This is a genomic window from Geomonas terrae (genome assembly GCF_004791675.1).
Lineage (GTDB): Bacteria > Desulfobacterota > Desulfuromonadia > Geobacterales > Geobacteraceae > Geomonas > Geomonas edaphica.
In genome coordinates, this window is the sequence record NZ_SRSC01000001.1 from 1,615,208 (window position 1) to 1,639,383 (window position 24,176).

Annotated in this window: 24 protein-coding genes; 22 read left to right on the forward strand and 2 right to left on the reverse strand. The window is 58.9% G+C overall.

Annotation, left to right across the window (positions count from 1 at the left end):
* The 20 genes from purE (at nt 1) to E4633_RS07035 (ending at nt 22,315) form a co-directional block, all read left to right on the forward strand.
* Entirely contained in the window at nt 1–507 is a 507-nt protein-coding gene (purE, locus tag E4633_RS06940; protein WP_135869481.1) for a 5-(carboxyamino)imidazole ribonucleotide mutase, read from the forward strand.
* A gap of 91 nt (nt 508–598) precedes the next feature.
* Nucleotides 599–868, forward strand: coding sequence for a cytochrome c3 family protein (locus tag E4633_RS06945; RefSeq protein WP_135869482.1), 270 nt, complete (start codon nt 599–601; stop codon nt 866–868).
* 167 nt (nt 869–1,035) lie between these two features.
* Nucleotides 1,036–2,397, forward strand: coding sequence for a cytochrome c biogenesis protein ResB (gene resB, locus E4633_RS06950; protein ID WP_135869483.1), 1,362 nt, complete (start codon nt 1,036–1,038; stop codon nt 2,395–2,397).
* 67 nt (nt 2,398–2,464) lie between these two features.
* Entirely contained in the window at nt 2,465–3,313 is an 849-nt protein-coding gene (gene ccsB / locus E4633_RS06955; protein WP_135869484.1) for a c-type cytochrome biogenesis protein CcsB, read from the forward strand.
* A gap of 25 nt (nt 3,314–3,338) precedes the next feature.
* Nucleotides 3,339–4,340: a cytochrome c3 family protein gene (locus E4633_RS06960; RefSeq protein ID WP_135869485.1), complete on the forward strand. Its 1,002-nt coding sequence runs from the start codon at nt 3,339–3,341 to the stop codon at nt 4,338–4,340.
* 66 nt (nt 4,341–4,406) lie between these two features.
* Nucleotides 4,407–5,390, forward strand: coding sequence for a glycosyltransferase (locus E4633_RS06965; protein ID WP_135869486.1), 984 nt, complete (start codon nt 4,407–4,409; stop codon nt 5,388–5,390).
* Between the two features lie 153 nt (nt 5,391–5,543).
* A complete protein-coding gene (locus E4633_RS06970; RefSeq protein ID WP_135869487.1) occupies nt 5,544–6,488 on the forward strand; it encodes a glycosyltransferase family 2 protein in 945 nt (314 codons plus the stop codon).
* Nucleotides 6,481–7,659: a glycosyltransferase family 4 protein gene (locus E4633_RS06975; RefSeq protein ID WP_135869488.1), complete on the forward strand. Its 1,179-nt coding sequence runs from the start codon at nt 6,481–6,483 to the stop codon at nt 7,657–7,659. The genes E4633_RS06970 and E4633_RS06975 overlap by 8 nt, the downstream gene beginning before the upstream one ends.
* A gap of 361 nt (nt 7,660–8,020) precedes the next feature.
* A complete protein-coding gene (locus tag E4633_RS06980; protein ID WP_135869489.1) occupies nt 8,021–8,626 on the forward strand; it encodes a winged helix-turn-helix transcriptional regulator in 606 nt (201 codons plus the stop codon).
* Nucleotides 8,623–9,957 carry a flippase gene (locus tag E4633_RS06985; RefSeq protein WP_135869490.1) on the forward strand — a complete coding sequence of 445 codons (1,335 nt, stop codon included), beginning with the start codon at nt 8,623–8,625 and terminating at the stop codon, nt 9,955–9,957. Before E4633_RS06980 ends, E4633_RS06985 begins: the two co-directional genes overlap by 4 nt.
* 55 nt (nt 9,958–10,012) lie before the next feature.
* Nucleotides 10,013–11,374 (forward strand): DUF362 domain-containing protein, encoded by a 1,362-nt coding sequence (locus E4633_RS06990; protein WP_135869491.1) that lies wholly within the window; start codon nt 10,013–10,015, stop codon nt 11,372–11,374.
* A gap of 28 nt (nt 11,375–11,402) precedes the next feature.
* Nucleotides 11,403–12,458, forward strand: coding sequence for an ATP-grasp domain-containing protein (locus E4633_RS06995; RefSeq protein WP_135869492.1), 1,056 nt, complete (start codon nt 11,403–11,405; stop codon nt 12,456–12,458).
* Nucleotides 12,455–13,645, forward strand: coding sequence for a glycosyltransferase family 4 protein (locus E4633_RS07000; RefSeq protein ID WP_135869493.1), 1,191 nt, complete (start codon nt 12,455–12,457; stop codon nt 13,643–13,645). Before E4633_RS06995 ends, E4633_RS07000 begins: the two co-directional genes overlap by 4 nt.
* A 10-nt stretch (nt 13,646–13,655) precedes the next feature.
* On the forward strand, nt 13,656–14,822 hold the full coding sequence (locus E4633_RS07005; RefSeq protein ID WP_246037942.1) for a glycosyltransferase: 1,167 nt from the start codon (nt 13,656–13,658) through the stop codon (nt 14,820–14,822).
* 2 nt (nt 14,823–14,824) lie between these two features.
* Nucleotides 14,825–16,012, forward strand: coding sequence for a glycosyltransferase family 4 protein (locus E4633_RS07010; protein ID WP_135869495.1), 1,188 nt, complete (start codon nt 14,825–14,827; stop codon nt 16,010–16,012).
* Complete coding sequence (locus tag E4633_RS07015; RefSeq protein WP_135869496.1) at nt 16,006–16,962, forward strand: glycosyltransferase family 2 protein; 957 nt, start codon at nt 16,006–16,008, stop codon at nt 16,960–16,962. Before E4633_RS07010 ends, E4633_RS07015 begins: the two co-directional genes overlap by 7 nt.
* Nucleotides 16,959–18,182, forward strand: coding sequence for a glycosyltransferase family 4 protein (locus E4633_RS07020; protein ID WP_135869497.1), 1,224 nt, complete (start codon nt 16,959–16,961; stop codon nt 18,180–18,182). The genes E4633_RS07015 and E4633_RS07020 overlap by 4 nt, the downstream gene beginning before the upstream one ends.
* A gap of 172 nt (nt 18,183–18,354) precedes the next feature.
* Nucleotides 18,355–20,766 (forward strand): YfhO family protein, encoded by a 2,412-nt coding sequence (locus E4633_RS07025; RefSeq protein WP_342791898.1) that lies wholly within the window; start codon nt 18,355–18,357, stop codon nt 20,764–20,766.
* A 246-nt stretch (nt 20,767–21,012) separates the two neighbouring features.
* Entirely contained in the window at nt 21,013–21,393 is a 381-nt protein-coding gene (locus E4633_RS07030) for a GxxExxY protein (protein WP_135869499.1), read from the forward strand.
* Nucleotides 21,394–21,541: 148 nt separating this feature from the next.
* Nucleotides 21,542–22,315, forward strand: a complete 774-nt coding sequence (locus E4633_RS07035) for a tRNA1(Val) (adenine(37)-N6)-methyltransferase (RefSeq protein WP_135869500.1) — start codon at nt 21,542–21,544, stop codon at nt 22,313–22,315.
* 89 nt (nt 22,316–22,404) lie between these two features.
* On the opposite strand, the gene E4633_RS07040 is transcribed toward E4633_RS07035, so the two are convergent.
* Together E4633_RS07040 and E4633_RS07045 are read right to left on the reverse strand one after the other, a co-directional pair.
* A complete protein-coding gene (locus E4633_RS07040) occupies nt 22,405–22,878 on the reverse strand; it encodes a DUF721 domain-containing protein (protein WP_135869501.1) in 474 nt (157 codons plus the stop codon).
* Entirely contained in the window at nt 22,868–23,131 is a 264-nt protein-coding gene (locus E4633_RS07045) for a hypothetical protein (RefSeq protein ID WP_135869502.1), read from the reverse strand. The genes E4633_RS07040 and E4633_RS07045 overlap by 11 nt, the downstream gene beginning before the upstream one ends.
* 92 nt (nt 23,132–23,223) lie before the next feature.
* Between E4633_RS07045 and E4633_RS07050 the strand changes: the two genes are divergently transcribed.
* Nucleotides 23,224–23,487 carry a DUF3343 domain-containing protein gene (locus E4633_RS07050; protein ID WP_135869503.1) on the forward strand — a complete coding sequence of 88 codons (264 nt, stop codon included), beginning with the start codon at nt 23,224–23,226 and terminating at the stop codon, nt 23,485–23,487.
* Entirely contained in the window at nt 23,484–24,074 is a 591-nt protein-coding gene (gene yedF, locus E4633_RS07055; RefSeq protein ID WP_135869504.1) for a sulfurtransferase-like selenium metabolism protein YedF, read from the forward strand. The genes E4633_RS07050 and yedF overlap by 4 nt, the downstream gene beginning before the upstream one ends.
* Nucleotides 24,075–24,176 lie beyond the last annotated feature (102 nt).

The window sequence follows — 24,176 nt, forward strand, 5'->3', positions numbered from 1 at the left end:
ATGTCCAATCCGACCGTTTTGATTCTGATGGGAAGCGACTCCGACCTGACCACCATGGAGGAGACGGCCAGGGTTCTTACCCAGTTCGGCGTCCCGTACGAGATGCACGTTTCCTCGGCGCACCGCTCCCCCGCCAAGACCTCCAAGCTCACCCGCGAGGCGGAGGGGCGCGGCATCCAAGTGATCATCGCCGCCGCGGGGATGGCTGCGCACCTGGCCGGCGTGGTCGCCGCCGAGACGCCGCTTCCGGTCATCGCCGTCCCCCTCGGAGGCGGGGCGTTGAACGGCCTCGATGCGCTCTACGCCATGGTGCAGATGCCGGGCGGCATGCCGGTAGCCACCATGGCGATCGGCAAGGCGGGCGCCAAAAATGCCGGGCTTCTCGCGGTGCAGATGCTCTCCCTGTCCAACCCGGAGATGCGCACGAAATTCGTCGCTTTCAAGGCCAGGATGGCCGAAGAGGTGGAAGAGAAGGATCAGGCATTGCAGGCGGCAAGGCAGAACTGATGCCGCTTTCCGGCTGATTTTGCTTGACAACTAAGCCGTGGTTGTATACCTTCGGCGCGTTTACATCCCAAAATATACGGAGGGAAAACTCATGAAGAAGATTTTTGCTGCAGTAGCTCTGACTCTCGTCTTCGCAGTTTCCGCAATGGCTGCAGACAGCGTCGTGTACCCGGCCAAAAACGGCAACGTGACCTTCAACCACAAGGCTCACCAGGGCAAGAACGAGTGCAAAGTCTGTCATGGTGACGGCGCACCCGCCAAGATCGCCATCAACAAGGAAGCTGCTCACGGCAAGGCTTGCAAAGAGTGCCACGCAGCCAAAGGCGGCCCGACCAAGTGTGGCGATTGCCACAAGAAGTAAGCTCCCTTTAGGGATAAAAAATGCAGTCTAGGGGTAACAGGTTCGCCTGTTACCCCTTTTTTATGTTCGCTACTGTATTCATCAATTTTTCTTTTGCGCTTATTGCCAATTTGTCTATAATACGTTCCCTGCTATGACAGCTGTACATAACCTATCGGGAGACGGCCTTGACTACGAACAAACGCGGATTTGCACAAGAGGTTTGGGATTTTTTCTGTTCCTTGAGACTTTCGATTTTTCTGCTTATCGGGCTGGCTTTGGTATCCATCATCGGTACCATCATTCCCCAGGGACAGCCGCCCCGTGAATATCTCGCAACGCTGAGTGAGACGAAGTTCAGGCTCTACAGCTCCCTTGGCTTCTTCGACATGTACCACTCCTGGTGGTTCATCCTGCTGCTGTACCTCCTCACGCTCAACCTGATCTGCTGCTCGATCAAGAGGCTGCCGCGCGTCTGGAAGGTCGTCTCCGAGCCGGTGCTCGAGATGGACGAGAACTTCGAGAAGTCCCTTCCCAACGTCAAGGACCTGAAGCTCAAGGGGACCAAGGAAGAGCTGAAGGAGCGCATGGCTTCCTTCCTGAGCGCCGAGTTCGCTGCTCCGGTGATCACCGAAAAGAACGGTGCCTATCACCTGTTCGCGCAGAAGAGCCCCTGGTGCCGTCTCGGCGTCTACGTGGTGCACCTCTCCATCATCGTCATCTTCGTCGGGGCGCTGATCGGCTCCTTCTTCGGTTACAAAGGATACGTAAGCATCCCCGAGGGTGGCGCCATCTCCCAGGTGCAGACCCAAGGCGGCAAGATGATCAACCTGGGCTACGAGGTACGCTGCGAGAAGTTCTCCGTCACCTTCTACGACACCGGCGCGCCCAAGGAATTCAAGAGCATCCTGACCGTTGTCGATAACGGCAAGCCGGTCCCGGGGCTCACCAGCCGCCCGATCATCGTTAACGACCCGCTTACCTACAAGGGGACCACCTTCTACCAGTCCAGCTACGGTCAGTCCGACGAGGGTGCGCTGTATCACCTCACCGTCCGCGACCGCAAGGGGGGCGCACCCGTCCAACTGACCGCCCGTCAGGGCGAGCGCGTCGCCCTTCCCGGCGGCTCGTTCCTTTCCGTAATGGAAGCCACCATGGACGTGCGTCCCTTCCTGAAGGGCTTCGACGGCCCGGGTGCCCAGGTCGAGTTCACCCCGGCCGGCGGCAACCCGCAGCCGTTCGTCATCCTCTCGGATAAATACGAGTCCTTCAACGCGCAGCATGGCGGGGACCTCCTGATCACCTTCAACGGCATGGACCAGAAGTTCTACACCGGTCTGCAGGTTGCCCACGATCCCGGCGTCTGGGTCGTTTGGGCTGGCTGCTTCCTGATGGTGGTCGGCATCTGCATGGCGTTCTTCATGTCCCACAAGCGTGTGTGGGCCCGCGTGACCGATTCCGGGGTTACCCTCGGCGGTTCCGCCAGCAAGAACCCGGCAGGCTTTGAGATCTGTTTCGATGACCTTGTTGAGAAAGTCAACAAGGCTTAGAGGATAAAAACCATAACTGGGGCTTGCCCCATCGCCGATCTAACTGAATGACCGGAGGGTAATATCGATGTCCAGTTCCATGCTTTTCAATGTGACCATGGTTCTTTATATGGTCTCGACCTGCATATTCTTCGCTTTCCTCGCCTCGCGCAGCAAGGCCGTGGGGCTTGGCGGCACCTATGCCGCACTGTTCGGCTTCCTGGTCCAGACGGCCGCCATCGGCCTGCGCTGGAAGGAGTCTTATGACCAGGGGCACGGCCATGCGCCGCTGTCCAACCTGTTCGAGTCGGTGGTCTTCTTCTCCTGGACCATCGTCCTGATTTTCTTGATCATCGACTTCAAGTACAAGTACCGCGCCATCGGCTTCTTCGTCATACCGTTCGCGCTCTTCGGTATGGCATGGGCCCAGCTCGGCCTCGACAGCGGCATCGAGCCGCTCGTCCCTGCGCTGCAGAGTAACTGGCTCATGTACCACGTCATCACCTGCTTCTTGGGCTACGCCGCCTTCGCGGTAGCCTGCGGCATCTCGATCATGTACCTGATCCGCGAGAAGATGGAGCAGGGTGGGGGCAACGCCCAGGCTGGCGGTCTTCTCTCCATGTTCCCGTCCATCAGGGTGCTTGACGACCTGAACTACAAAGCGATCATGATCGGCTTCCCGCTGCTCTCCCTCGGCATCATCACCGGCGCCGCCTGGGCCAACTACGCCTGGGGCACCTACTGGAGCTGGGACCCGAAAGAGACCTGGTCTCTCATCGTCTGGTTCGTGTACGCCGCGTTCCTGCATGCCCGCATTACCCGCGGCTGGGTCGGCCGCAGGGCCGCCATCCTTTCGGTGATCGGCTTCGCTGCGACCATCTTCTGTTACCTCGGGGTCAACCTCTTCCTGTCCGGTCTGCACAGCTACGGCAGGTAGTTATTCTGGGAAGGTAAACCGCCCGATGCGACAATCCTTTGCGGCATACTTCTTTTTCGCTGCGCTGTTTCTGTTCTGCGCCGGTGTCACCCTGCTTCCGGGTGGCGCCGGCGCAGAGCCGTTCAAGTGCAGCATCTGCCACAAGGACCTGATCCGCGGGCCGGTCCCCCATAAACCGGTCGCTGCCGGCAAATGTCTGGACTGTCACAAGCAGTTCAACGACAACCACCCGCTCGGCAAGGACAGCATGGGGTTCAAAGTCCCCAAGGAAAACCTCTGCGCCACCTGCCACGGCTATATCGTGCAGAAACCTTTTCTGCACAAGCCGGTCGGAAAGGGCGAGTGCACCTCCTGCCACATGGCGCACAGCGCCGACTACAAGTCGTTGTTGAAGGACCCGTCCCCGACGCTGTGCTTCCGTTGTCATCCGAAGGATCATTTCACCGGTACCTTCACGCACCAGCCGGTGGCGGAGGGCGATTGCCTCGCCTGCCACGACGCCCACCAGTCCGAAGGAAAATCCCTCTTGCGCAAGCCGGGGTCGGAGCTCTGCTTCATGTGCCACGACCGCAGCGCCTTCACGGGGAAATCGGTACACCAGCCGGTAAGAAACGGTGAGTGCGTCAACTGTCACATCATCCACGGTGGTCCATACAGGAAGCTTTTGAAAGAGGATTACCCGACGGTGCTGTACAAGCCGTTCGACAACGATGCTTTCCCCATCTGTTTCCGTTGCCACGACCCTCAGCTTGCCTCTCTCGACACGACCGAAGTGTCGACCAAGTTCAGAAACGGCAGCCGCAATCTGCACGCGGTGCACGTGAAGAAGGCGAGCAAGGGGCGCTCCTGCCGGATGTGTCACAACCCGCATGCCGAGGTGCAGGACCGTCTGATCTACCCGAAGGCTGTCGGGTTCGGCAACTGGGACATTCCGATTCGCTATGAGGCGACCCCCACGGGCGGTGGTTGCTCCGTGGGCTGCCACAGGACTTTGCGTTACGACCGGGTGAAGGCCGTTGAGCAGTAGCAGTTCCCATCTCCAGTCACTCCATTCAGGTCCAGCCGCTTCCCCTGTCTGCGCACCGGTCCCATGATGTTGCCGCGAATTTCCGTAGTCATACCGGTGAAGCCGGGAGGAGAGGTGCGCGCCCTTTCCGGGATTGCCCGCGCGACCTACCCCGAGGAGCTTTTGGAGGTGCTGGTCGCCTACGGGCGTCAGCCGAGCGTGCAGCGCAACATGGCGGCACGGGAAGCGCGTGGGGAGATTCTCTACTTCCTCGATGACGATTCACAGGTCGCACCGGATTTCCTGGAGCGGGTAGCGCAGCACTATCAGGACGAAAGGGTTGCCGCGGTGGGCGGGCCGTCCCTTACGCCGGCCGGCGACAACGCACTTCAGCGCGCCATCGGCATCGCCTTCGCTTCGAAGGTCGGCGGTGGGGGGGTGAGGAACCGCTACCGCAAGTCGGGGAGTGCGCGTTTCACGAGCGACAGCGAGCTGATCCTTTGCAACCTGAGCTTTCGGCGCGCGATCTTTCTGGCGCATGAAGGGCTCGACGAGAGGCTCTACCCGAACGAGGAAAACGAGCTCATGGATCGGCTGCAGCAGGAGGGGCATCTGCTTGTCCACGATCCTGAGCTGGCCGTAGTTCGCAGTCAACGTCCCACCTACCGGGCCTATGTGAAGCAGATGTACGGCTACGGGCGGGGGCGCGGCGAGCAGACGCTGATTGCCGGCAAGATGAAGCCGGTTTCGCTGGCACCTTCGCTGTTCCTGATCTACGCGTTGCTGGTTCCCTTTCTGCAGTCGGCGTTTTTCGCGCTGCCGCTTCTGGGGTACCTGTTAGTAATCTTGGCCGCCTCGATCCAGGGAGCCATCGATGGGCGCGCTGCCGCGCTTTTCCCGCGACTTTTGCTCGTCTATCCGACGCTGCACCTGGTTTACGGCGCGGGAGTTCTGCGCGGCCTGATATCCCCGCGCTACCGAGGCGGACAGCAGACGCACTGGGAAGTTGAAATCCAACGCCTCAACGACATAAAACGTTCAACGTTCAGCGTTCAACGTTCGCCGGAGTGACTCGCGGAGCCGACAGATATGGCGCTGCTTCGTCACCAAAACGGCAGCTTGCTGCCGCCAGGACTTAACTTGCTGGGAAATAGACAATTTCAATCGAACGTTGAACGTAGAACGTTGAACGTTGAACGTCTCTTTTGCTTTTAGGAGAAGATAGTGGATCTGAGCATAGTGGTGCCGATATTCAACGAGGAAGACAACATCCCGGTCCTGCACGATCGCATCAGCGAGGCGCTGATCGACACCGGGCTCGAGTATGAACTCATCCTGGTCGATGACGGTTCCTCGGACAATTCCTACTCCGCGCTCAAGCGCCTCGCTTCCAAGGACGACCGGGTCAAGGTGATCCGTCTGCGCCGCAACTTCGGCCAGACCGCCGCCATGTCGGCAGGTTTCGACTCGGCACTCGGGAGGGTAGTGGTCCCGATGGACGGCGACATGCAGAACGATCCGCTCGACATACCGCTGCTTTTGAACCGCATCGACGAAGGGTTCGACGTGGTTTCCGGCTGGCGCAAGGACCGCAAGGACACCTTCGTGAACCGCAAGCTCCCCTCCATACTTGCGAACTCCATTATCTCTAAGATGACCGGGGTCCACCTGCATGACTATGGCTGCACCTTGAAGGCCTACCGTCGCGACGTCCTCGAGGACGTGAACCTCTACGGTGAGATGCACCGCTTCGTACCGGCGCTCGCGCACCAGGTCGGGGCGCGCGTCACCGAGATGCCCGTGCGGCATCACGAGCGTCTGCACGGCCAGAGCAAGTACGGCATCTCCCGCACCATGAAAGTCATCCTCGACCTGATGACGGTGAAGTTCCTGCTGAGCTACTCCACTAAGCCGATCCAACTCTTCGGCCGCTGGGGGATCTACACCATCGTCGCCGGTATGCTGAGCGGCGCGGCCACGCTGTACATGAAGTTCTTCGAGCACACGAGCATGAACAGGAACCCGCTCCTCATCCTCACCGCCTTCTTGCTCTTCATGGGGGTGCAGTTCATCGTTCTGGGACTTCTGGCCGAGCTGAACGCCCGCACGTATTACGAGGCGCAGCGCAAGCCGATTTACAACATCAAGGAAAAGCTCAACTTTGGCTAGCGAGCCGCTGCGCGTACTGGTGCTGGCGCCGACCCCCTTCTTCGCGGATCGCGGCTGCCACGTACGTATCCTCGAAGAGGCCCGCGCCGCCATGGCGTGCGGCGTCGAACTGCGCCTGGTAACCTACCACATCGGGCGCGACGTTCCCGGCATCCCGACCGAACGCATCTCCGGATTCTCCTGGTATAAAAAGCTCGAAGCCGGCCCCTCCTGGGTTAAGCCCTTCCTTGACGTGCAACTGCTGCTCAAGGCATGGAAGGTCGCACGCGCTTTCAAGCCGCACGTAATCCATGCCCACCTTCACGAAGGCGCTTTCTTCGGGGCCTTCCTTAAGATGCTGCTCCGCATCCCCATGCTTTTCGACTGTCAGGGAAGCCTCACCGCGGAAATCACCGATCACGGCTTCGTAAAACCCGGCTCCATCCTGCAGCGCTTTTTTGCCACCCTCGAGCACTGGATCAATCGAAGTTCCGACTTCATCGTGACCAGCGCAAGCCCGACGGTAGAGCTGCTCCTGAAAGACGGCGTGCCTAAGGAACGGGTTCGGGCGCTGATCGACGGCGTTGATACCGAGGTGTTCGCGCCGCAACCCAAAGAAGCAATCCGTGCCCGACTCGGGCTCCCGGAGAAGCGTCCCGTTGTCGCCTATCTTGGTCTTATGAACAGTTACCAGGGGCTGGACCTGCTGCTGGAGGCGGCCGCATATCTGAAGGGGCAGGGGGCGAGGATCCACTATCTCATCATGGGCTTTCCCGACACCGCGTATCGCGAAAAGGCCGAGGAGATGGGCATCGCCGACATCATCACCTTCACAGGCAGAATTCCTTACGACGAGGCGCCACTTTACCTAAGTGCCGGCGATCTGGCCGTCTCCCCGAAAGTTTCCCTCACTGAGGCTAACGGCAAGCTATTCAATTACATTGCCTGCGGGCTCCCCACCGTTGTCTTCGATACGCCCGTCAACCGTGAGATTTTAGGAGACGCCGCGCTGTACGCCAAGTTCGGTGACGCTGCGGACCTCGCCGGAGCTATCGGGCGGCTGGCTGGGGACTGCGAACTGCGTGAGGAAGTCGGAGCAGAAGGCCGCGAACGGGCGGTCAGCATGCACTCCTGGCAGGCGCGAGGAAGGGAACTCGCGCAGATTTACCGGCAGGTCGCGGGAAATAGCTAACCAGTTCCACTTCGAGATCGGAAGTGACACTTCAGGTCTCGAAGTGACGTTTCAGATCTCGAAGTGGCGTTTCAGATCTCGAAGTAGCGTTTCAGATCTCGAAGTGACGTTTCAGATCTCGAAGTGACGTTTCAGATCTCGAAGTGGCGTTTCAGATCTCGAAGTGACGTTTCAGATCCTGAAGTGACGTTTCAGATCCTGAAGTGACGTTTCAGATCCTGAAGTGACGTTTCAAATCCTGAAGTGACGTTTCCGATCTCGAAATGACGTTTAAAATCCTGAAGTGACGTTTTCGATTGGAAGCGCAGCGTCATGTGTAAAAAAGTTGAAATGTTGTCATATTTATACTACTGTTCAGTCTATGAACGGTGATGATGAAAAGGTTTTAGATACTTATCGCTCTTTCCTCCTCCTTTCGGAGATCTCCGGGGAACAGCAACTCTCGCAGCGCGAGCTGGCAAAACGACTCGGCATCGCTCTGGGGCTGGTCAACTCCTACCTGAAGAACCTGGTTGCGAAGGGGTTCGTCCGGGTCGCCAACTTCCCGAAGAACCGCTACGCATATCTCCTCACCCCCAAAGGTTTCGCCGAAAAAAGCCGGCTCGCCTACCAGCACCTGAGCTACTTCTCCGGCCTCTACACCGTTGCCCGCCAGGACTACCTGAAGCTTTTCAAGTCGCTCTCCGCGCAAGGGGTAAAAAAGGTTGCCTTCTGCGGCATCGATGAGGTTGCCGAGATCGCCTATCTTTCCCTAAAAGAAGCGGGGCTTGAGCTGACGGTGGCAATGGACGCCGAGGGGGCAGGAGGCAAGTTCTTCGGGAACACGGTAGTCTCTCCGGCTATCGGTCTTCTGTCAGGTAATCACAGCATTGTCATCACATCAATGAAGCGTGGCGAAGTCTTGCGTGAGGAACTGCTGCGCATCGGCGTCGAGCCTGATCGGATTCACCAGGTGGTTAAATTATGAATCAGGCATGGGTTGCCTACCTTCCCGCTTTCCTAAGAAAAAAGGTGGAAGGCCGGCACGAACTACAGAAGGTGCTCACTAACACAGGGTGGCTTTTCGGCGACCGACTGCTCAGAATGGGCGTCGGGCTCTTCGTCGGAATCTGGATCGCCCGCTACCTGGGGCCGACCCAGTACGGCCTGCTGAGCTATGCCGCGTCCATGATAGCGGTGTTCTCGGCGATAGCAGTGCTCGGGCTCGACTCCATCGTCGTCCGGGAAATAGTGAGAGAGCCCGAGAGCGAACGGGAGATCCTCGGTACCGTTCTCACCCTGCGCCTGCTGGCAAGTTTCTCCGCATACATCCTGACCGTCGCCACCACCTTATTGCTGCGCCCCGATGACCGTTTGTCCCAGATCCTTGTCGCCGTCATGGGATGGGCCATGATTTTCGGCTCTTTCGACACCATTGACCTGTGGTTTCAGTCCAAGGTCTTGTCGAAGTTCGTCGTTTATGCAAAAAACACCGCATTTCTCATCGCGTCCATCGTACGGGTGGTGCTTGTAGTTATCAAGGCGCCTGTAGTTGCTTTTGCGGCAGCCAATTCACTGGAATTCGGCCTCGCGGCCATCGGCCTTTGCTACGTATATCGCAGCAACGGGCAGATGATCAGCCACCTCAGGACGAGCTGGACCCTCGCACGAAGGTTACTTCGCGACTGCTGGCCCCTCGTCTTGTCGAGCGTAATTTTCATGGTGTATCTGCGTATCGACCAGATCATGCTTGGGCAGATGGCGACCTCGCATGAGCTCGGCATCTACGCCTCAGCCGTGAAGATCGCTGAAATTTGGTTCTTCATCCCGACAGCGATCGTGTCGTCGGTCTTTCCCAATATCGTGCGGGCGAGGGAAGTGGACGAGAAGGAGTTTTACAACCGTCTGCAGAAGCTTTACAACCTCCTTGCGTTCCTTGGGTACGCGATTGCCATTCCAACCACGTTCTTAGCGAGCATTGTCGTTTACCTCTTCTATGGTGAGGCATACGCAAGCGCCGCGCCTATGCTGGTGCTCCTCATCTGGAGTGATGTCTTTGCCAATCTTGCAGTAGCCAGGAACACTTTCCTTATGGCGATGAACTGGACCAGGGTCCTCCTCGTGATGACGTTTCTGGGGGCTGCGGCGAACATCGCCTTGAACTTTTGGTGGGTGCCGAAGTACGGCGGAATCGGTGCGGCGGCCGCTTCATTGATTTCCTATTGGTTCGCGGCGCACGGCGGTTGCTTTCTTTACAAGCCGTTGCGCAGAACCGGCGGCATGTTGACTCGGGCCTTGATCTACCCGCGATTCTGGTAGCCTGGCTTCTGATACTGCGGACCGCAGGGAAGGGTCCGAAAGGAGATCGCAGGAAATGCACCTCGATGAGTCCATCGTCGGCCTCGCCTCGATGACAGGGAAAAAATTAGACTATCGCGACCTGGATGGGATACAGGAACTATTGCGGCAAGTGTCGCATGAGGTTTGTCTTGGAAACGCAGCACCTGACCTGCCTCTAGCCGGCATCGTAAAACCCGGGAGTTCGGTTCTCCTGAAGCCGAACTGGGTGCTTCACCAGAATTTCAGTGGCAAAGGGAACGACTGCCTCGTTACGCATCCCAACTTCGTCCTTGCGGTGCTGAAAGAGGTGTTCAGCTGCTCTCCTAAGAAAGTGGTCATAGGGGATGCGCCGGTGCAGGGTTGCGTGTTCGATAACATCGTCACGGAGAGCTGGCGAAAAGAGGTCGAAAAAATAGCCACCTGCCCGTACGAAATCGTCGACTTCAGAAGGACCGTCCTGAAAGAAGGCGGGCTGGCAGCCGGGCAGGTGACCGACGCGCGTCCTGAGGAGAGGTTTCTTCTGTTTGACCTCAAAGGGGACAGTCTTCTGGAACCGGTAAGCAAGAAGAACGTTGCTTTCCGGATAACCTGCTACGACCCTGACATCCTCGCCAAGCGTCATCACAAAGGGAGACACCAGTACCTGCTGTGTAAAGAACCCTTTGAAAGCGACGTCATCATCAATCTCCCGAAAGTGAAAACGCACAAGAAAGCGGGGCTGACCGCGGCACTGAAAAATCTGGTGGGCATCAACGGGAACAAGGAATATCTGCCCCATCACCGTGTCGGAAGCCGGGTCGAGGGAGGAGACTGCTACCGTCAGCTCTCCCCCCTGAAAAGGGTTGCGGAATACTGCCTGGACGAGGCGAATAGAAACATCGGGACGCAGGCTTGTTCGAGATGGATGAAAGGGTTCGAGTCGCTTATAAAGGTGCGCTCCCGGTTCGGCGATACCGAGATCGAGGGGGGCTGGTACGGCAATGACACGGTCTGGCGGATGGCGCTCGACCTGAACAGGATCGCGCTTTACGGCAGGCCGGATGGCACCATGTCCGATGAAAAGCAAAGGCACATCTATTCCATTGCGGACGGGATCATCGGCGGTCAGGGGGAAGGGCCTCTGGCGCCGGACCCGTTGGAACTGGGTATCTGCACCCTGGCCGCGTCGTCCGCCTACGCCGACCTCGTTCACAGTTACCTGATGGGGTTGGACTTCAGGAAGATCCCGCTGGTGCGGGAGGCTTTCGGGGATTTCCGATTCCCGTTGGTCCCACGGGATGCGGCGTCCTGCCGGGTGGCGGCACGGCAGAGGCTGTACCAGCCGATGGAAGTCGCGGCCGAATTCGGACGAAGGGCGGTCCCTGCGAGAGGGTGGCAAGGACACATTGAGTTATAGCTCCTGCAAGGAAGCTAAGGAGATGGGAATGTTGATAGGGATACATCCGGATCATGTCTGGGGGACCAGCTTTTCCGACAAATGGATACCGTTTTTGAAGACTCTGGACGTGGAGGTGAAGATCCTGGATTTGCTTCGACAGGACGCACTTGATCAGGTCAAAGGATGCGACGGCGTCATGTGGCGCTGGGCGCACCGGGCGCAGGACAAGCAATCGGCGAAGATGATCCTGTACGTGATCGAGCAGTATCTCAAGCTGCCCGTCTTCCCTGATAACGGAACCGCATGGCACTTCGATGAAAAGGTTGCGCAGAAATACCTCCTGCAAGCGCTGGATGTGCCGCTACCGGAGCAGTGGGTCTTCTGGAGCCACGAAGAGGCGTCGGAATGGGCCAGGAGCCAAGCCAAGTATCCCGTCGTCTTCAAGCTTTCGGTAGGTGCCGGAGCCTCGAGCGTGGCCAAGGTGGATTCTTGTGCCGAGGCCGAGCCTTTCATAGACAGGATGTTCAAGAGGGGGATCTTCCCCATGACCATGAACGAGTTCCGTCCCCGGATCATTCCTGCCAGCCGCCGCGAGGCGAAGAACGCTCTCCATCGCTTCACCGACACCTTCGGTTATATGATGCTGAACCAGTACCCCCGGCTGGACGCGGAATGGTGGAAGCCTGAAAAGGGGTACGCACTGTTCCAGGAGTTTCTTCCCGGCAACGATTACGACACACGGATCACCGTCATAGGCGACAGGGCTTTCGGGTTCAGAAGATATAACCGGCCCAACGATTTCAGGGCGTCCGGCAGCGGGAACATAGATTACGATCCGGCCGGCATCGATCTCGAGATGGTGAAGATAGCGTTCGAGACTTCAAGGGGCGCAGGCTTCTCGTGCATGGCATACGACTTCCTCTACAGGGACTCAAAACCGGTGGTTTGCGAAATCAGCTACACTTTCGCCGATCATGCCATCCATTCCTGTCCCGGGCACTGGGACGGCAACCTCAACTGGCATGAAGGGCAGATGTGGCCGGAAGATGCCCAGATCATCGATTTCGTCGAGACAATCCGCAGGGGAAGAACAGCGTCATGAGGATCGGTTTTGTCACCACAGAATACGTGACGGAAGAGCAGAACTACGATGGGGGGCTCGCCAATTACCTGAGCAGGATCTGTCTCGCGTTGAAGGACAAAGGTCACGAGCCGGTCGTCATCGTTGCATCGTCATGCGACGGGAGGCTTCGTCATAACGGCATTGAGGTCAACAGGGTGAAGGCCCTGTGTTACCGCAAAAGGTTGATGAAGATCCTCCAGTTCTTTCCCGGGCTCGACTGGAAAATCGTCAGCCGACAACTGAACGATAAAATCAGGAGCCTGCACAAGGAGAACCCTTTCGACGTGGTTCAGTACGCGAGCGTGGGAGCCACCGTGCTCTCACGGCGCGCGGACATACCCTCGGTGGTGAGAATTTCAGGGAACCAGAAACTTTGGGACATCGCCTACGAGGAGGCGCCGTCCCGCAAGAAGCGCGTCTACCAGAACCTCGAGATCGAGGGGTTGGCGCGGGCCGATTCCCTCTATGGTCCCAGCAGGGTCATCGCCGATTACCTGAAGACCAATCACGACTTCGACATCCAAATAATCGAGACTCCGTTCGTTCAGGAGTGCAGCTCATTCGACGCCGGGCTCTACAACGCGATACGCACGGAAGTGCCCGGTGATTATCTCCTGTTTTTCGGGTCGCTGGGACTCGCGAAGGGGGTCAAGACCATAGCCGACATGGTGCATGAACTGCTGGAAAAGCATCCGGCACTGGCGGTTGTGTTCGTGGGTAAAGACATGGGCTACAACGGTCGGCCCATCATGGACTACGTTCGCGAAAAAGCGGGAGAACATGCCGACAGGGTCGTCTGGCACGACCGGGTGAAACATGAGCAGCTTTATCCTGTCATAGAAGGGGCGAAGCTCGTCCTGCTGCCCTCGAGGATCGACAACTTTCCCAATTGCTGTGTCGAGGCCATGGCTTTCAAGAAGGTGGTGGTCGGAACAAAAGGCGCGAGTTTCGAGCAGTTGATAGATGACGGCGTGAGCGGGATGCTGGCCGTTCCCGATGATCCGCGGAGCCTGCTCGCTGTGGTAACGAAGGCGCTTTCCTTGTCGGAGGAAGAACTGCGGGAGATGGGAGAGCGGGCCGCACGCCGCACCATGGAGCTGTCCCCGGAAAGGATAGTCGAGCAGTTGCTGGCCTACTATCAGGATGTGATAGGGCGGGTGAAGTAGAGTGGCCGGTTTGCACGAACCCCTGCGTGGGAAGAGGGTTGTTTTCGTCTTCGGAAGTCTCGATCTTGGCGGCGCCGAGCGGCGCGGTCTCTTGTTGGCGGTGCACCTCCAAAAAAACGTCGGGGCCGTCGTTCGGGTGGTCGGGCTGAATGAGACCCCCGGAAGGCTTTCCGCCCTGTGCGATCAGCTCGGCATCCCATGGAGCGGCGTCTCCTTTCATTGGGGATTGAGGCGTCGCGTTCCCTCCTTCCTGAGGGCGCTCCTGGCGGTCCGCCGAACCCGGCCCGATGTCGTTCTTTCCTATACCCGTGTTCCCAACCTTGTCTGCGCCTGGGGGAAAAGGTGGCTCGGTACGAAACTCCTCGTTTGGAACCAGGCCGACGAGGGGTTGCTGCTGAACGGTTCCGCGCCGTTTCGCCTCGCGGCTCAGGCGCCGGACTGCTTCATTTCCAATTCGAAGGGGGGGCGGGCTTTCCTGATCGACACCTACGGCATCCCCCAGGAAATGGTGCAGGTGGTGCCAAACGGCGTGGCGATGTCCGCGCCGCGGATTGGAAGGGATGCGTGGCGTCGGCAGTGGGGCGTCTCTTCGCAGGTGCCGGTCGTCGGCATGGTTGCCAACCTCAGCGTCTACAAGGATCACGACACCCTGATCAGGGCCTGGAGCAGGGTCGTTGCTGCCGGGTGGGAGCACCCTCCCGTGCTGGTGCTTGCCGGACGGTGCGACGGTACCGAGCAGGGGCTGAAAAATCTTGCCGGCGCGTTGGGGATTTCCGAACTGGTGAAGATCGTTGGGGCTGTCGACGATGTGCCCGGCCTGCTGCAGGCGCTCGATCTCTTCGCCTACTCCTCCAAAAGCGAGGGGATCCCGAACGGGGTGCTGGAGGCGATGGCATCGGGTTTGGGGGTGGTCGGCACCGACATCCCCGGCATCAGGGAGGCGGTCGGCCCTGAGGGAGAGGCGTACCTCACCCCGGTAGGTGATGGCGACGCAATGGCAGAGCGGATAGTGGCGTTGCTGAAGGATGAACCCTCCAGGCGGCGCCTGGGACAAGCCTTGCGTGAGCGGGTCGCGCAGAGCTTCTCCCTTGACCTCATGTGCCGGAGTTCGGAGGAAATCATTTCCGGTGCATTTCTTGGATGCCTGAGTAAGGCTGCAGCCGTGGAGAACGGGTGAACATGACGCCCCTTGAAAAAGATATGCTCGCGGTGCGGTTGAACGAAAGCCGTTTCGTGCGGTGGGTTGCCGCCTTCGGCATGCTGCTTGGCAGGTTGCTCCCGGTCGACAAAGGGACTCCGCTGTTTTTTTTCTTCCCGTTCTTTCACGTGGGCGGCGCGGAAAAGGTGCATGCGGCGATCGTCAGATGCTTCGCTGCGGAACGGCCGTGGGTTTTTTTCACCAAGAAGTCCGCAAATGACGGCTTCCTTTCGTTGTTCGGAACAAGTGCGCGGCTTTGCAACCTCTGGCAACTCCTGAAGTACGGCTATCCTCTCAGCGTCGGAATCATGGCGGGGTTCATCAATCGTCACCGCCGACCGGTGGTCTTCGGTTGCAACAGCCTCTTTTATTACCTGCTTCTTCCCTATCTGAAGAAGGAGGCCCGCTGCATCGACCTCATGCATGCCTTCGGTGGGGGCTCCGAGCATTTCAGCCTTCCTGCCGCGCAAAGGCTCGACGCACGGGTGGCCATCAACGAGAGGACCGTTGCGGATCTGAAGGCCCAATACCATGCCGAGGCGATGCCCGCTTCGTTGGCGGACCGGATCGTCCTGATCGAAAACTGCGTGAAAGTGCCGGATGAACTGCCGCAGAAAGCGCGGGGTGAGAAGTTGAAGGCGCTTTACGTCGGCAGGGGATCGGAGGAAAAGAGGGTGCACCTGGTGGGGCGGATCGCGTCGCGCTGCCGGCAGCAAGGGATACCCGTTGAAGTCGTCATCGCGGGGGATGCTCTCCATGCGGTAGAGGAGCAGGATCGCGCCAACTGCGTCTTCCTTGGCGAGATCTCCGATGAAGAGCAGTTGCAGGCGGTGTACCGCGACGCGGACCTGCTACTCCTCACCTCCAGCCGCGAAGGTTTCCCGATGGTCATCATGGAAGCCATGGCGTTCGGCGTGGTCCCCATCTCGACCGCGGTCGGGGGAATCCCCACCCATGTGCAGCCAGGGACGAACGGCTGGCTCGTTCCCGATACCGCGGGCGAAGAGGAGATCGTGGGCATGATGTGCCGGTGCGCGACCGCCATGTGCGAGGAGCGCGACCTGCTCGAGAAGCTGTCGCAAAATGCCTATGCATATGCAAAAGAGAAGTTCAGCGGGGAATCGTTTTGCGCCGCCTACCGCAGGGTTCTTATGGGTGAAAGATGCTGATATCAATCCTCGTACCCGTGTTCAACTGGGACATTTCCCGGCTGATCAACTCCCTTTTGACAGAGATAGACGCAACTGCTTCAGAGGGAGTCGTCGAAGTCATCGTGGTTGACGACGCATCTACGGACGCTGCGCTTCTTTCGGCAAACAGCGCCTTTTTGAGCAGCCATTCCCGCCCCTTTTTAAGGTACCTTCCGGGCACCCAAAACCTGGGGCGTGCCGGGGTGCGTAACCGGCTGGCCGCTGAAGCCACCGGGCGTTTTCTTTTGTTCCTTGACTGCGACGTGCTCCCCGATGCCGCCGATTTCATCGGCAACTACCTCTCGTGTGCGGAGGCAGACAGTCATGACGTCGTCTGCGGCGGAATAAGTTACCGCACAAGGGTGATGTCCGGCGCCGAGTTCGACTACCACGCCTATCTCGGCAACCGCAAAGAGGTCAAGCCCGCCGCCCAGAGGAACCGGGAGCCGTGGCGCCACATTCTGACCTCGAACATCATGGTCAGGAAAAGCGTCTTTCAGGACAACTCTTTCGACGAGCGCTTCATAGGCTATGGGTATGAAGACATCGAGTGGGGAATCCGGCTTTCGAAACGGTACCGGATCCTGCACATAGACAACACGGCTTCGCATCTTGGGCTGGCATCGAAGGCGACGGTCTACCAAAAGATGCGTGCTTCGGTGCGGAACTACCTGCTGCTCAAGGAGCTTTGCCCGGAGGCTTTCCATGCTTCGGCCGTCAGCAAGCTGGTTCATTTGCTGGAAATCGTTCCGGCTCCGTTTCTGACGGCGGCGGATCGGCTGCTGAAAACGAGCTTCCTGGCGGCCCCTTTTAACAAGCTTTGCTTCGTCTTGTTTCAGCTCAATTTCGCCGTGTTGCTGGCTCATGCCCTGAAAAGGAGTGCGGCCGGGCTGCCGCCGCAGGACGCTGCCGCAGGAGGCGCACCTTGAAGATCATCTTTTGGGCACCGTTCGGGATACGTCCCAAGGGGACCGTCATTGCACGCATGGTCCCGCTGGCCGCTGAACTTCAGGCGTCGGGGCACGAAGTCGTCATCGTGGCGCCCCCGTACACCAACCCGGAAGACTCCGGGAAGACCGAGGTGGTCCGTGGGGTACGGCTTGCCAACGTCGACCTCGGACCGAAGCACAAGGCCTTGGCCGTACCGTTTCTTGCCTGGCGCATGCTTCGGGTCGCGCTGAAGGAGAAGCCCGACCTCATCCATCTCTTCAAGCCTAAGGGGTACGGGGGGATCGCGGCGATGCTCCTCATTGCGCTGCAAACCCTCGGCATAAGGACTCCGCCGCTCTTTCTCGATACCGACGACTGGGAGGGAGAAGGCGGCATGAACGAGCTTCATGACTACGGCACAGTCGAAAAGCGCTTTTACCGCTTTCAGGAGCAGTGGATCACCCCTCGCGCCCTCGGGGTGACCGTCGCGAGCCGGGGGCTTGAGCACCTGGTCGGTCAGATGGAGGTGCAACGAGACCACCTGCTCTACCTGCCGAACTGCGTTGCCGCGGCGACGGCCGGTGACGGGCAGGCGGTTCGCGCCGGGCTCGGGATCGCGCCCGATGCCCCCGTTCTTTTGCTGTACACCCGTTTTTTCGAGTTCAGCCAGGAGAAGCTGCATTTCATCTTTGCCGAGATCCACAGGCAGGTAACCGGGGTCCGCTTTCTGGTCGTGGGGAAGGGGAGGCGTGGGGAGGAGGATCTGCTGCTTCAATCGGCCAGAGAGTCCGGTTTCGATGCCGCCCTGGTGATGGCAGGGTGGATTGCTCCTGAAGCCATACCGGATTACCTTGCGGCCGCGAACGTCGCCGTCTATCCGTTTGCCGATACGCTGGTCAACCGATGCAAGTGCCCGGCGAAGCTTACGGAGATCCTTTTGGCGCAGGTTCCGGTTGTGGCGGACCGGGTGGGGCAAATCTCCGAGTATATCGATGACGGCAGGTCAGGGATTCTCTGTGATCCTGACGATTGGCATCAAATGGTCGACCGCGTCGTCGAGTTGCTTAAAGCCCCGGCGCTGCAGCAAAGGTTTGGCGGGGCCGGACGCGCACATCTTCAGGAAAACTTCAACTGGGGAGCGGCCGCCGGGTCCCTCCACCGGTTTTATCTGTCCACGCTGCAAGGCGGCGCACCGGCACATCCCCAAGGGAGGGGATGACGGAACCTGCCTTAACAATTGCACAAATTTGCAAATGTGTGGATAATGCGACGCTGGCTACGGTCTCTCAACAAAAGGTGAGGCCGATTTTTGCCTTGATCATGGAGTGTAAATCGCGATGACCCCCCGCAAGAAAGATCTGCTCATTCTCTCAGGACTCCTGGCAGTTCTCTTGATCCTTTTTTCAAAGATCCTCTTCACCACGCAGATAATCCGGGCTCCGGATATTCTCAACGAGTTTTACTGGGGGATAAAGGATTTCGGCAACAGGCCGTTTTGGTCCATCTTCAGGGTGGACCTCTCAAGCGCGGGGTGGAATCCGTTCATAAACTCCGGACACACCAACGAAGGGGGGATGGCCTCTGAGCAGTTCCTCTTTTTCCGCAACCTCGTCTTCTGGATTTTCCCTGCTCCGGCCAACGTGGCGTGGTACATCGTGCTTCAGCTTTTCATCGGCGCCGCCGGTGTCTACTGCTTTTGCAGGCTCCTCGGTGTCGGGGTGTGGGGGGCGTTGGTCGGTGGGCTCGTCTTTGCGATCGCACCGGAAAACGCTTCTTTGATCAACGCCGGGCACGTGATGAAGATCGCAACCATCACCTTTGCCCCTTGGGCTTTTTACTTCCTGGAAAAAGGCTTCAGGACGAAACGACTTTTCTACTTCCTCACGACGGCCTTCGTTCTGGCGTACCAGTTCTTCCACACCCACTGGCAGATCGCCTACTACACCTGTCTCGCCGTCGGGGTCTACGGCATAGCGCGCTCGCTTTTGGTAGTTTATGGCGACCACGGGGGGCAGAAGGAGTTCCGTCGCCTGTTGGCCTTGAACCTGGCGCTGCTTTTCTTCTTTCTCACCACCGTGGCGATGTCGCTGGTCCCCCTGACGAACTGGTCCAAGGAGACCAACCGTGGCGTCAACAGCGGAGCGAACGTTACCGCTTCAGCGGGGCAAACCGAGGCGAAGGGGGGGCTCGCGCGCGAGGAGGCGATGTCCTGGTCCATGCCGCCAGAGGAGGCTGCCGCCTTCATTATCCCCGGCTTCTTCGGATTTTCGCGCCAGGAGGCGGGGCCGAACCCTGCCAACATCGAATCCTATTACTGGGGGAGGATGAACTTCACCCAGACTCTGAGCTACATGGGGCTTCTCCCCTGGCTGTTGCTCCCCCTGCCGCTCATCTTCCGGCGTGACCGCTACACCTGGCTCGCGCTCTCGGCGGTCGTCGTCGGCATCCTGTTTTCCATGGGGAAATACACCCCCTTCTACAACCTGCTCTTCGACTACTTCCCGGGGATCAACCGTTTCCGGGTGCCCAAGATGATCATGTTCATCCCGGTGCTGGGGCTTGGTGTCCTCTCCGCCTTCGGGCTCGACCTGTTGCTCGACCCCGCGGTCCGTTCCCGGCGGGAATTCAAACACTACGTGGCCGGGGTAATCCTGCTTCCCGTGCTTTTGATGGTGCTCGCGGTGGTGGAGCTTGCCACCGGTAACTTCTGGGTGAACCACTTCATCGACATCCTGGCGCGCCCCACCCGTTACGAGGCGCAGAGCCAGCAGCTCGTGCTGCAGCGCTGGCACAACATCATTACCGAGACCTGGATCGCCGCGGGGCTTTCGACCCTCTTCGCCGTCGTCTTCTTCCTCTACTATCGCGGCAAGCTGGCCGCCAAGGCGCTTCCCTTCGTGCTGATCGGGCTCTTCCTGCTCGACACCGGGCGGGTGAACGCGAAGTTTTTGTTCCTGGTGGATGAGCCGCACCGGGAGGCGACCGCCAAGGCGCCGGAGATCGCCTACGTGAAGGGAGCGGGGATCGAGTACCGTACCCTGCCGCTTGGCGGCGATCCCATGCCGTATGCCGCCGCGGGCGTACCGGTGATGTTCACCTCGAACGCGGTGCAGCAGCGTCGCTGGCAGGAGTATCTCGACAACTTCAACCTGATCTCCGGGATGCCCGACATCCTCAACGTGAAGTATCTCGTGCTGACCAAAGATCAGCTCGAACAGGACAAGGCGGGGCTCTCTGCGAAGTACCGCCCCGTATATACCACCCCCGCCGGGCTGGTTGTCCTTGAGAATCCGACCGTGCTCCCGAAGGCGTGGCTTGCGCCGGTGGCACTGCAGGTCGAAAAGCCGGAAGAGATGCTGGCCGCGCTGCAGAGCCCGCAGTTCAACCCGCGCACCATGGCACTTGTGGAGACGCCTCCTCCCATTGCTGTCGCCAGGGATCCGAAATGGAACGCCCCCGCCGACGCGGCCGGGCAGGCGCGCGTCACCCGGTACGAGGGCGAGCGTATAGACGTGGATGCGGTGGTGAAGCTGAACTCGATGCTGGTCTTGGGGGAGAAGTACTACAGGGGGTGGAAGGCGACCGTCGACGGCAAGGCGGCCGAGATCTACCCGGTAGACCATGTCCTGCGCGGCATCTACCTCACTCCCGGTTCGCACAAGGTGGAGTTCGTCTTCGATCCGACGCCGTTCAAGGTCGGCAAGTACCTGACCCTGGTCTCCTTCGCGATCTTCGCGCTCTTCCTCGGCCGCGAGGTCTGGTTGAGAAAAACGGAAGGCGAGGCTAAAAGCGGAAAGGCTTAACGCAAAGACGCCAAGGCGCGGAGGCGCAAAGAAGGCAGGGGAAAAGGGGGGAAAACCTCGTAGAACCATTCTTTTAGTTTTAACTTTGCGCCTTTGCGGCTCTGCGACTTTGCGTTGAAGCATTTAATTCGGAAATGCCCAACGCAAAGACGCCAAGGCGCGGAGACGCAAAGATAAAAAAATGAAGTGAAGTCTTTTCCGGCTATGCTCTTCTTGCCTTATCGATTTCAGGCTTGGAGGTGCGGGATGACGGAAAATGAACTAAGCACGCATATCGTCGATTGCGCCGTCGAAGTTCATAGAAATCTCGGCGGCCCTGGTCTTTTAGAAAGTGTGTACGAGGAGTCTCTGGCCTGGGAGTTGAGCCAGCGCGGCTTTGCGGTGGGAAGGCAGATGGCTGTACCGGTCACCTATAAGGGGCATCAACTGTCAGTCCCGCTGCGGCTGGATCTCTTAGTAGGGAACATGGTTGTAGTTGAAGTAAAGGCCGTGACTCAATACAACCAAATCTTTGAGTCGCAGGCGCTAACCTATCTGCGCATGCTTAATTTGAAACTGGCGCTGGTAATAAATTTTGGTGAAAAGCTCGTCAAAAACGGAATTCACAGAGTTGTGAATGGTTTATGACAAAAAGCAAAAAGGCTTAACGCAAAGACGCCAAGGCGCGGAGGCGCAAAGAAGACAGGAGGAAAGCAAGGGTAGAACCGCTCTCCACGGTTTTAACTTTGCGTCTTTGCGGCTTTGCGTCTTTGCGTTGAGTCTTTTGGGATTTTGAATGTTGAACCTCGACTCTGAGATGGAAACCCTGGACGAGCTGTCCGGGTATGACTTGCGCATCATACAGCCGCGGCACGGCTACCGCTTCTCGGTGGATCCGCTGCTTTTGGCTGACTTCGCCGGGGTGCGCCAGGGGGAACGCTGCGCGGACCTGGGGACCGGTTGCGGTGTGATCGCGCTGCTTTTGGCACGCATGGCGGAAGGCGCATCGGTTACCGCGGTGGAGTTCCAGCAGGTGATGGCGGGGATCGCGCAGCGTAACGTGCGCCTGAACGGGCTCGCCGGGCGCGTCGATGTCGTCGAGGAGGACATCGTCTCCCTGAAGGCGCATTTCCCAGTGGACAGTTTCGACCTGGTGGTCTCTAACCCTCCCTACCGCCGCCCCGGAACGGGGAAGGTGAGCCCCAGAAGGGGACGCGACGAGGCGCGCCACGAGACAAGCGCGACGCTTTCCGATTTTCTGGCCGCGGCCAAATACCTGGTGAAGCCTTCGGGAAGGATCTGCCTCATCTACCACACCTGCCGCCTGGCGGAGCTGATGGCGCAGGCGGCGGTGCAGAAGCTCGCGCCCTTGAGGCTGCGCATGGTGCACGGCAACACGCGGATGGACGCCCGCATGTTCATGATCGAGTTGGCAAAGGGAAGGACGGGCGAGCTGAAGGTGGAGCCGCCGCTCTTCGTGCGCGGCGAGGAAGGTGGGTACTCCGAGGAAAAACTCAAAATCTACAGGCGCCAACGCGAAGACGCGGAGCCGCAAAGCCGCGAAAACTAAAGCGAGTAAAACCTTAAGCCTTCTTAGCGTCTCCGCGCCTTTGCGCCTTTGCGTTAGTTGCTTTTAGATTTTGATGTTGCTGCGGTTGGTTACTTCTGGTGTTCCCGGTCCCTGCTGATGAGCCTTTCGAACACGGCACGCAGTTCCGGATCGTCGACGGCCTGGGCCTGTTCCTTGATCCAGACCTGCTCCTCCTCGGTCAGCTTGCGCCGCTGCACGGCTTGCTGGCTTTTCTGGGCGGTGGACCGGACCTTGCCGCTCTTCAGGTACAGTTCCTTGACCAGCTCTTCGTCCAGAGCCTCGTTAACCTTGACGATGAGGTCTTTCTTCAGGTAGGTGAGTTGCTGCAGCCAGGGACCGCTGTCGACGTGAAGGGTGAGGGTGCCTTCGCGGAAGGCGACCGGCTGGGCGTGGGAGGCGATCTTGCTGCCGACCGCTTCGTCCCAGACTTCCCAGATACGTCCCTCCTTGAGGCGCATCTCGGCAGGGGTGCCCCGAAGGATGCTCCCCAAAAGGTCGGTGACGGATGCCGGACGGCGCATCCTGGGGCGTCTAGTCTTCATTGACGGGATGTCTCTTCCGATAGGTCCTGCCGCCGATAATCTGGCCGAGCACGGCGCTGGAGATGCTGAAGGGGATGAAGCCCCAGCCTAACCCGGACTTGATCCTGAAGTAGATGATGGCGGGGATGGAGATGTGGACGTAGAAGTACCAGGCAAAGGAAAACTTCGGGTAGGATTGCCTCTGGTAACCCAACGGGATGTTAACTAAGGTGGCCAGCACCATCAGGGTGGCGGCTTTAAGCACTGTTTCCATGTTGACCTCTTGGGTCGGTAATACTATGGGTTTGACCTCTCTTTGTCAATGTGCTTCTATTGCACTGGTTTTGACTTGAAAAAGGAGTGCTTGTGATAAAAGACGGAGACTTCATAGCCATCTTCAACTCCATCCACCGCGTCATGGAGGCGGAGCGTCTGCTCAAGGATCAGGGCCTGAAGATCCTGCTCATTCCGGCACCGCGCTCACTTGCCGCGGACTGTGGGCTCGCCATCCGCTACGCGGAGGACGTGAGGCCCCAGGTGGAAGCGGTGCTCTCCGGGGCCGGCCTTTTACCGCGTGACCTTTACAGAAAAAACGGAGACAACTTCGAAAAGATAGGAGAAGAGAAATGAGCAAGCTTGACGTCAGGGGGATGGCATGTCCGCTTCCGGTTGTGCAGGTGAAGAGGGCACTTGAGGCGGCCCAGGGGGAGGAACTCCACGTTCTTCTCGACGACGGCGCGCCGCGCGAGAACGTGAAGCGCTTTGCACAGGGGCGCGGCTACCAGGTGCTGGAGGAAAAGCTCGAGGACGGCTTCGCCTTCACCATCACCGGTGCGGGTGCGGCAACCGCGCCGCGCGAAGCGGCTCCCGCTGCGGCGGCCGGCCCGACCGTTATGCTGATCGGCACGGATCGGATGGGCGACGGCGCCGAGGAACTGGGGCGCCTTTTGATGAAGAACTTCATCATCACCCTCCTCGATCTGAACGACCTGCCGGACCGCATCTTCTTCGTCAATTCCGGTGTCCTTCTCGCCGCTGAAGGGTCCGAGGTCATCGAGGCGCTGGAGGAGTTGGGCAACCGCGGCGTCGAAGTTCTCTCCTGTGGCATCTGTCTCGATTTCTACAAGAAGAAGGAGCACCTCGCCGCCGGCGGTGTCACCAACATGTTCACCATCGCGGAAAGCATGCTGAAAGCACGCTCGGTGGTGCGGCTGTAACTGACGTTGTGGCCGATAATTTCGCTTGACAATTTGCGGTTCTATCCACTAAAGTGACTCTCTTGCCGCGGGATACCTGTGCGCTTTTGCCGGGACATGCGG

What these genes read in the sequence shown, in the direction of transcription:
- purE (WP_135869481.1), top strand. Translation starts at nt 1, where the DNA reads ATGTCCAATCCGACCGTTTTGATTCTGATGGGAAGCGACTCCGACCTG.
- E4633_RS06945 (WP_135869482.1), top strand. Translation starts at nt 599, where the DNA reads ATGAAGAAGATTTTTGCTGCAGTAGCTCTGACTCTCGTCTTCGCAGTT.
- ccsB (WP_135869484.1), top strand. Translation starts at nt 2,465, where the DNA reads ATGTCCAGTTCCATGCTTTTCAATGTGACCATGGTTCTTTATATGGTC.
- E4633_RS06960 (WP_135869485.1), top strand. Translation starts at nt 3,339, where the DNA reads ATGCGACAATCCTTTGCGGCATACTTCTTTTTCGCTGCGCTGTTTCTG.
- E4633_RS06965 (WP_135869486.1), top strand. Translation starts at nt 4,407, where the DNA reads ATGTTGCCGCGAATTTCCGTAGTCATACCGGTGAAGCCGGGAGGAGAG.
- E4633_RS06980 (WP_135869489.1), top strand. Translation starts at nt 8,021, where the DNA reads ATGAACGGTGATGATGAAAAGGTTTTAGATACTTATCGCTCTTTCCTC.
- E4633_RS06985 (WP_135869490.1), top strand. Translation starts at nt 8,623, where the DNA reads ATGAATCAGGCATGGGTTGCCTACCTTCCCGCTTTCCTAAGAAAAAAG.
- E4633_RS06990 (WP_135869491.1), top strand. Translation starts at nt 10,013, where the DNA reads ATGCACCTCGATGAGTCCATCGTCGGCCTCGCCTCGATGACAGGGAAA.
- E4633_RS06995 (WP_135869492.1), top strand. Translation starts at nt 11,403, where the DNA reads ATGTTGATAGGGATACATCCGGATCATGTCTGGGGGACCAGCTTTTCC.
- E4633_RS07000 (WP_135869493.1), top strand. Translation starts at nt 12,455, where the DNA reads ATGAGGATCGGTTTTGTCACCACAGAATACGTGACGGAAGAGCAGAAC.
- E4633_RS07010 (WP_135869495.1), top strand. Translation starts at nt 14,825, where the DNA reads ATGACGCCCCTTGAAAAAGATATGCTCGCGGTGCGGTTGAACGAAAGC.
- E4633_RS07015 (WP_135869496.1), top strand. Translation starts at nt 16,006, where the DNA reads ATGCTGATATCAATCCTCGTACCCGTGTTCAACTGGGACATTTCCCGG.
- E4633_RS07030 (WP_135869499.1), top strand. Translation starts at nt 21,013, where the DNA reads ATGACGGAAAATGAACTAAGCACGCATATCGTCGATTGCGCCGTCGAA.
- E4633_RS07035 (WP_135869500.1), top strand. Translation starts at nt 21,542, where the DNA reads ATGTTGAACCTCGACTCTGAGATGGAAACCCTGGACGAGCTGTCCGGG.
- E4633_RS07040 (WP_135869501.1), bottom strand. Translation starts at nt 22,878, where the DNA reads ATGAAGACTAGACGCCCCAGGATGCGCCGTCCGGCATCCGTCACCGAC.
- E4633_RS07045 (WP_135869502.1), bottom strand. Translation starts at nt 23,131, where the DNA reads ATGGAAACAGTGCTTAAAGCCGCCACCCTGATGGTGCTGGCCACCTTA.
- yedF (WP_135869504.1), top strand. Translation starts at nt 23,484, where the DNA reads ATGAGCAAGCTTGACGTCAGGGGGATGGCATGTCCGCTTCCGGTTGTG.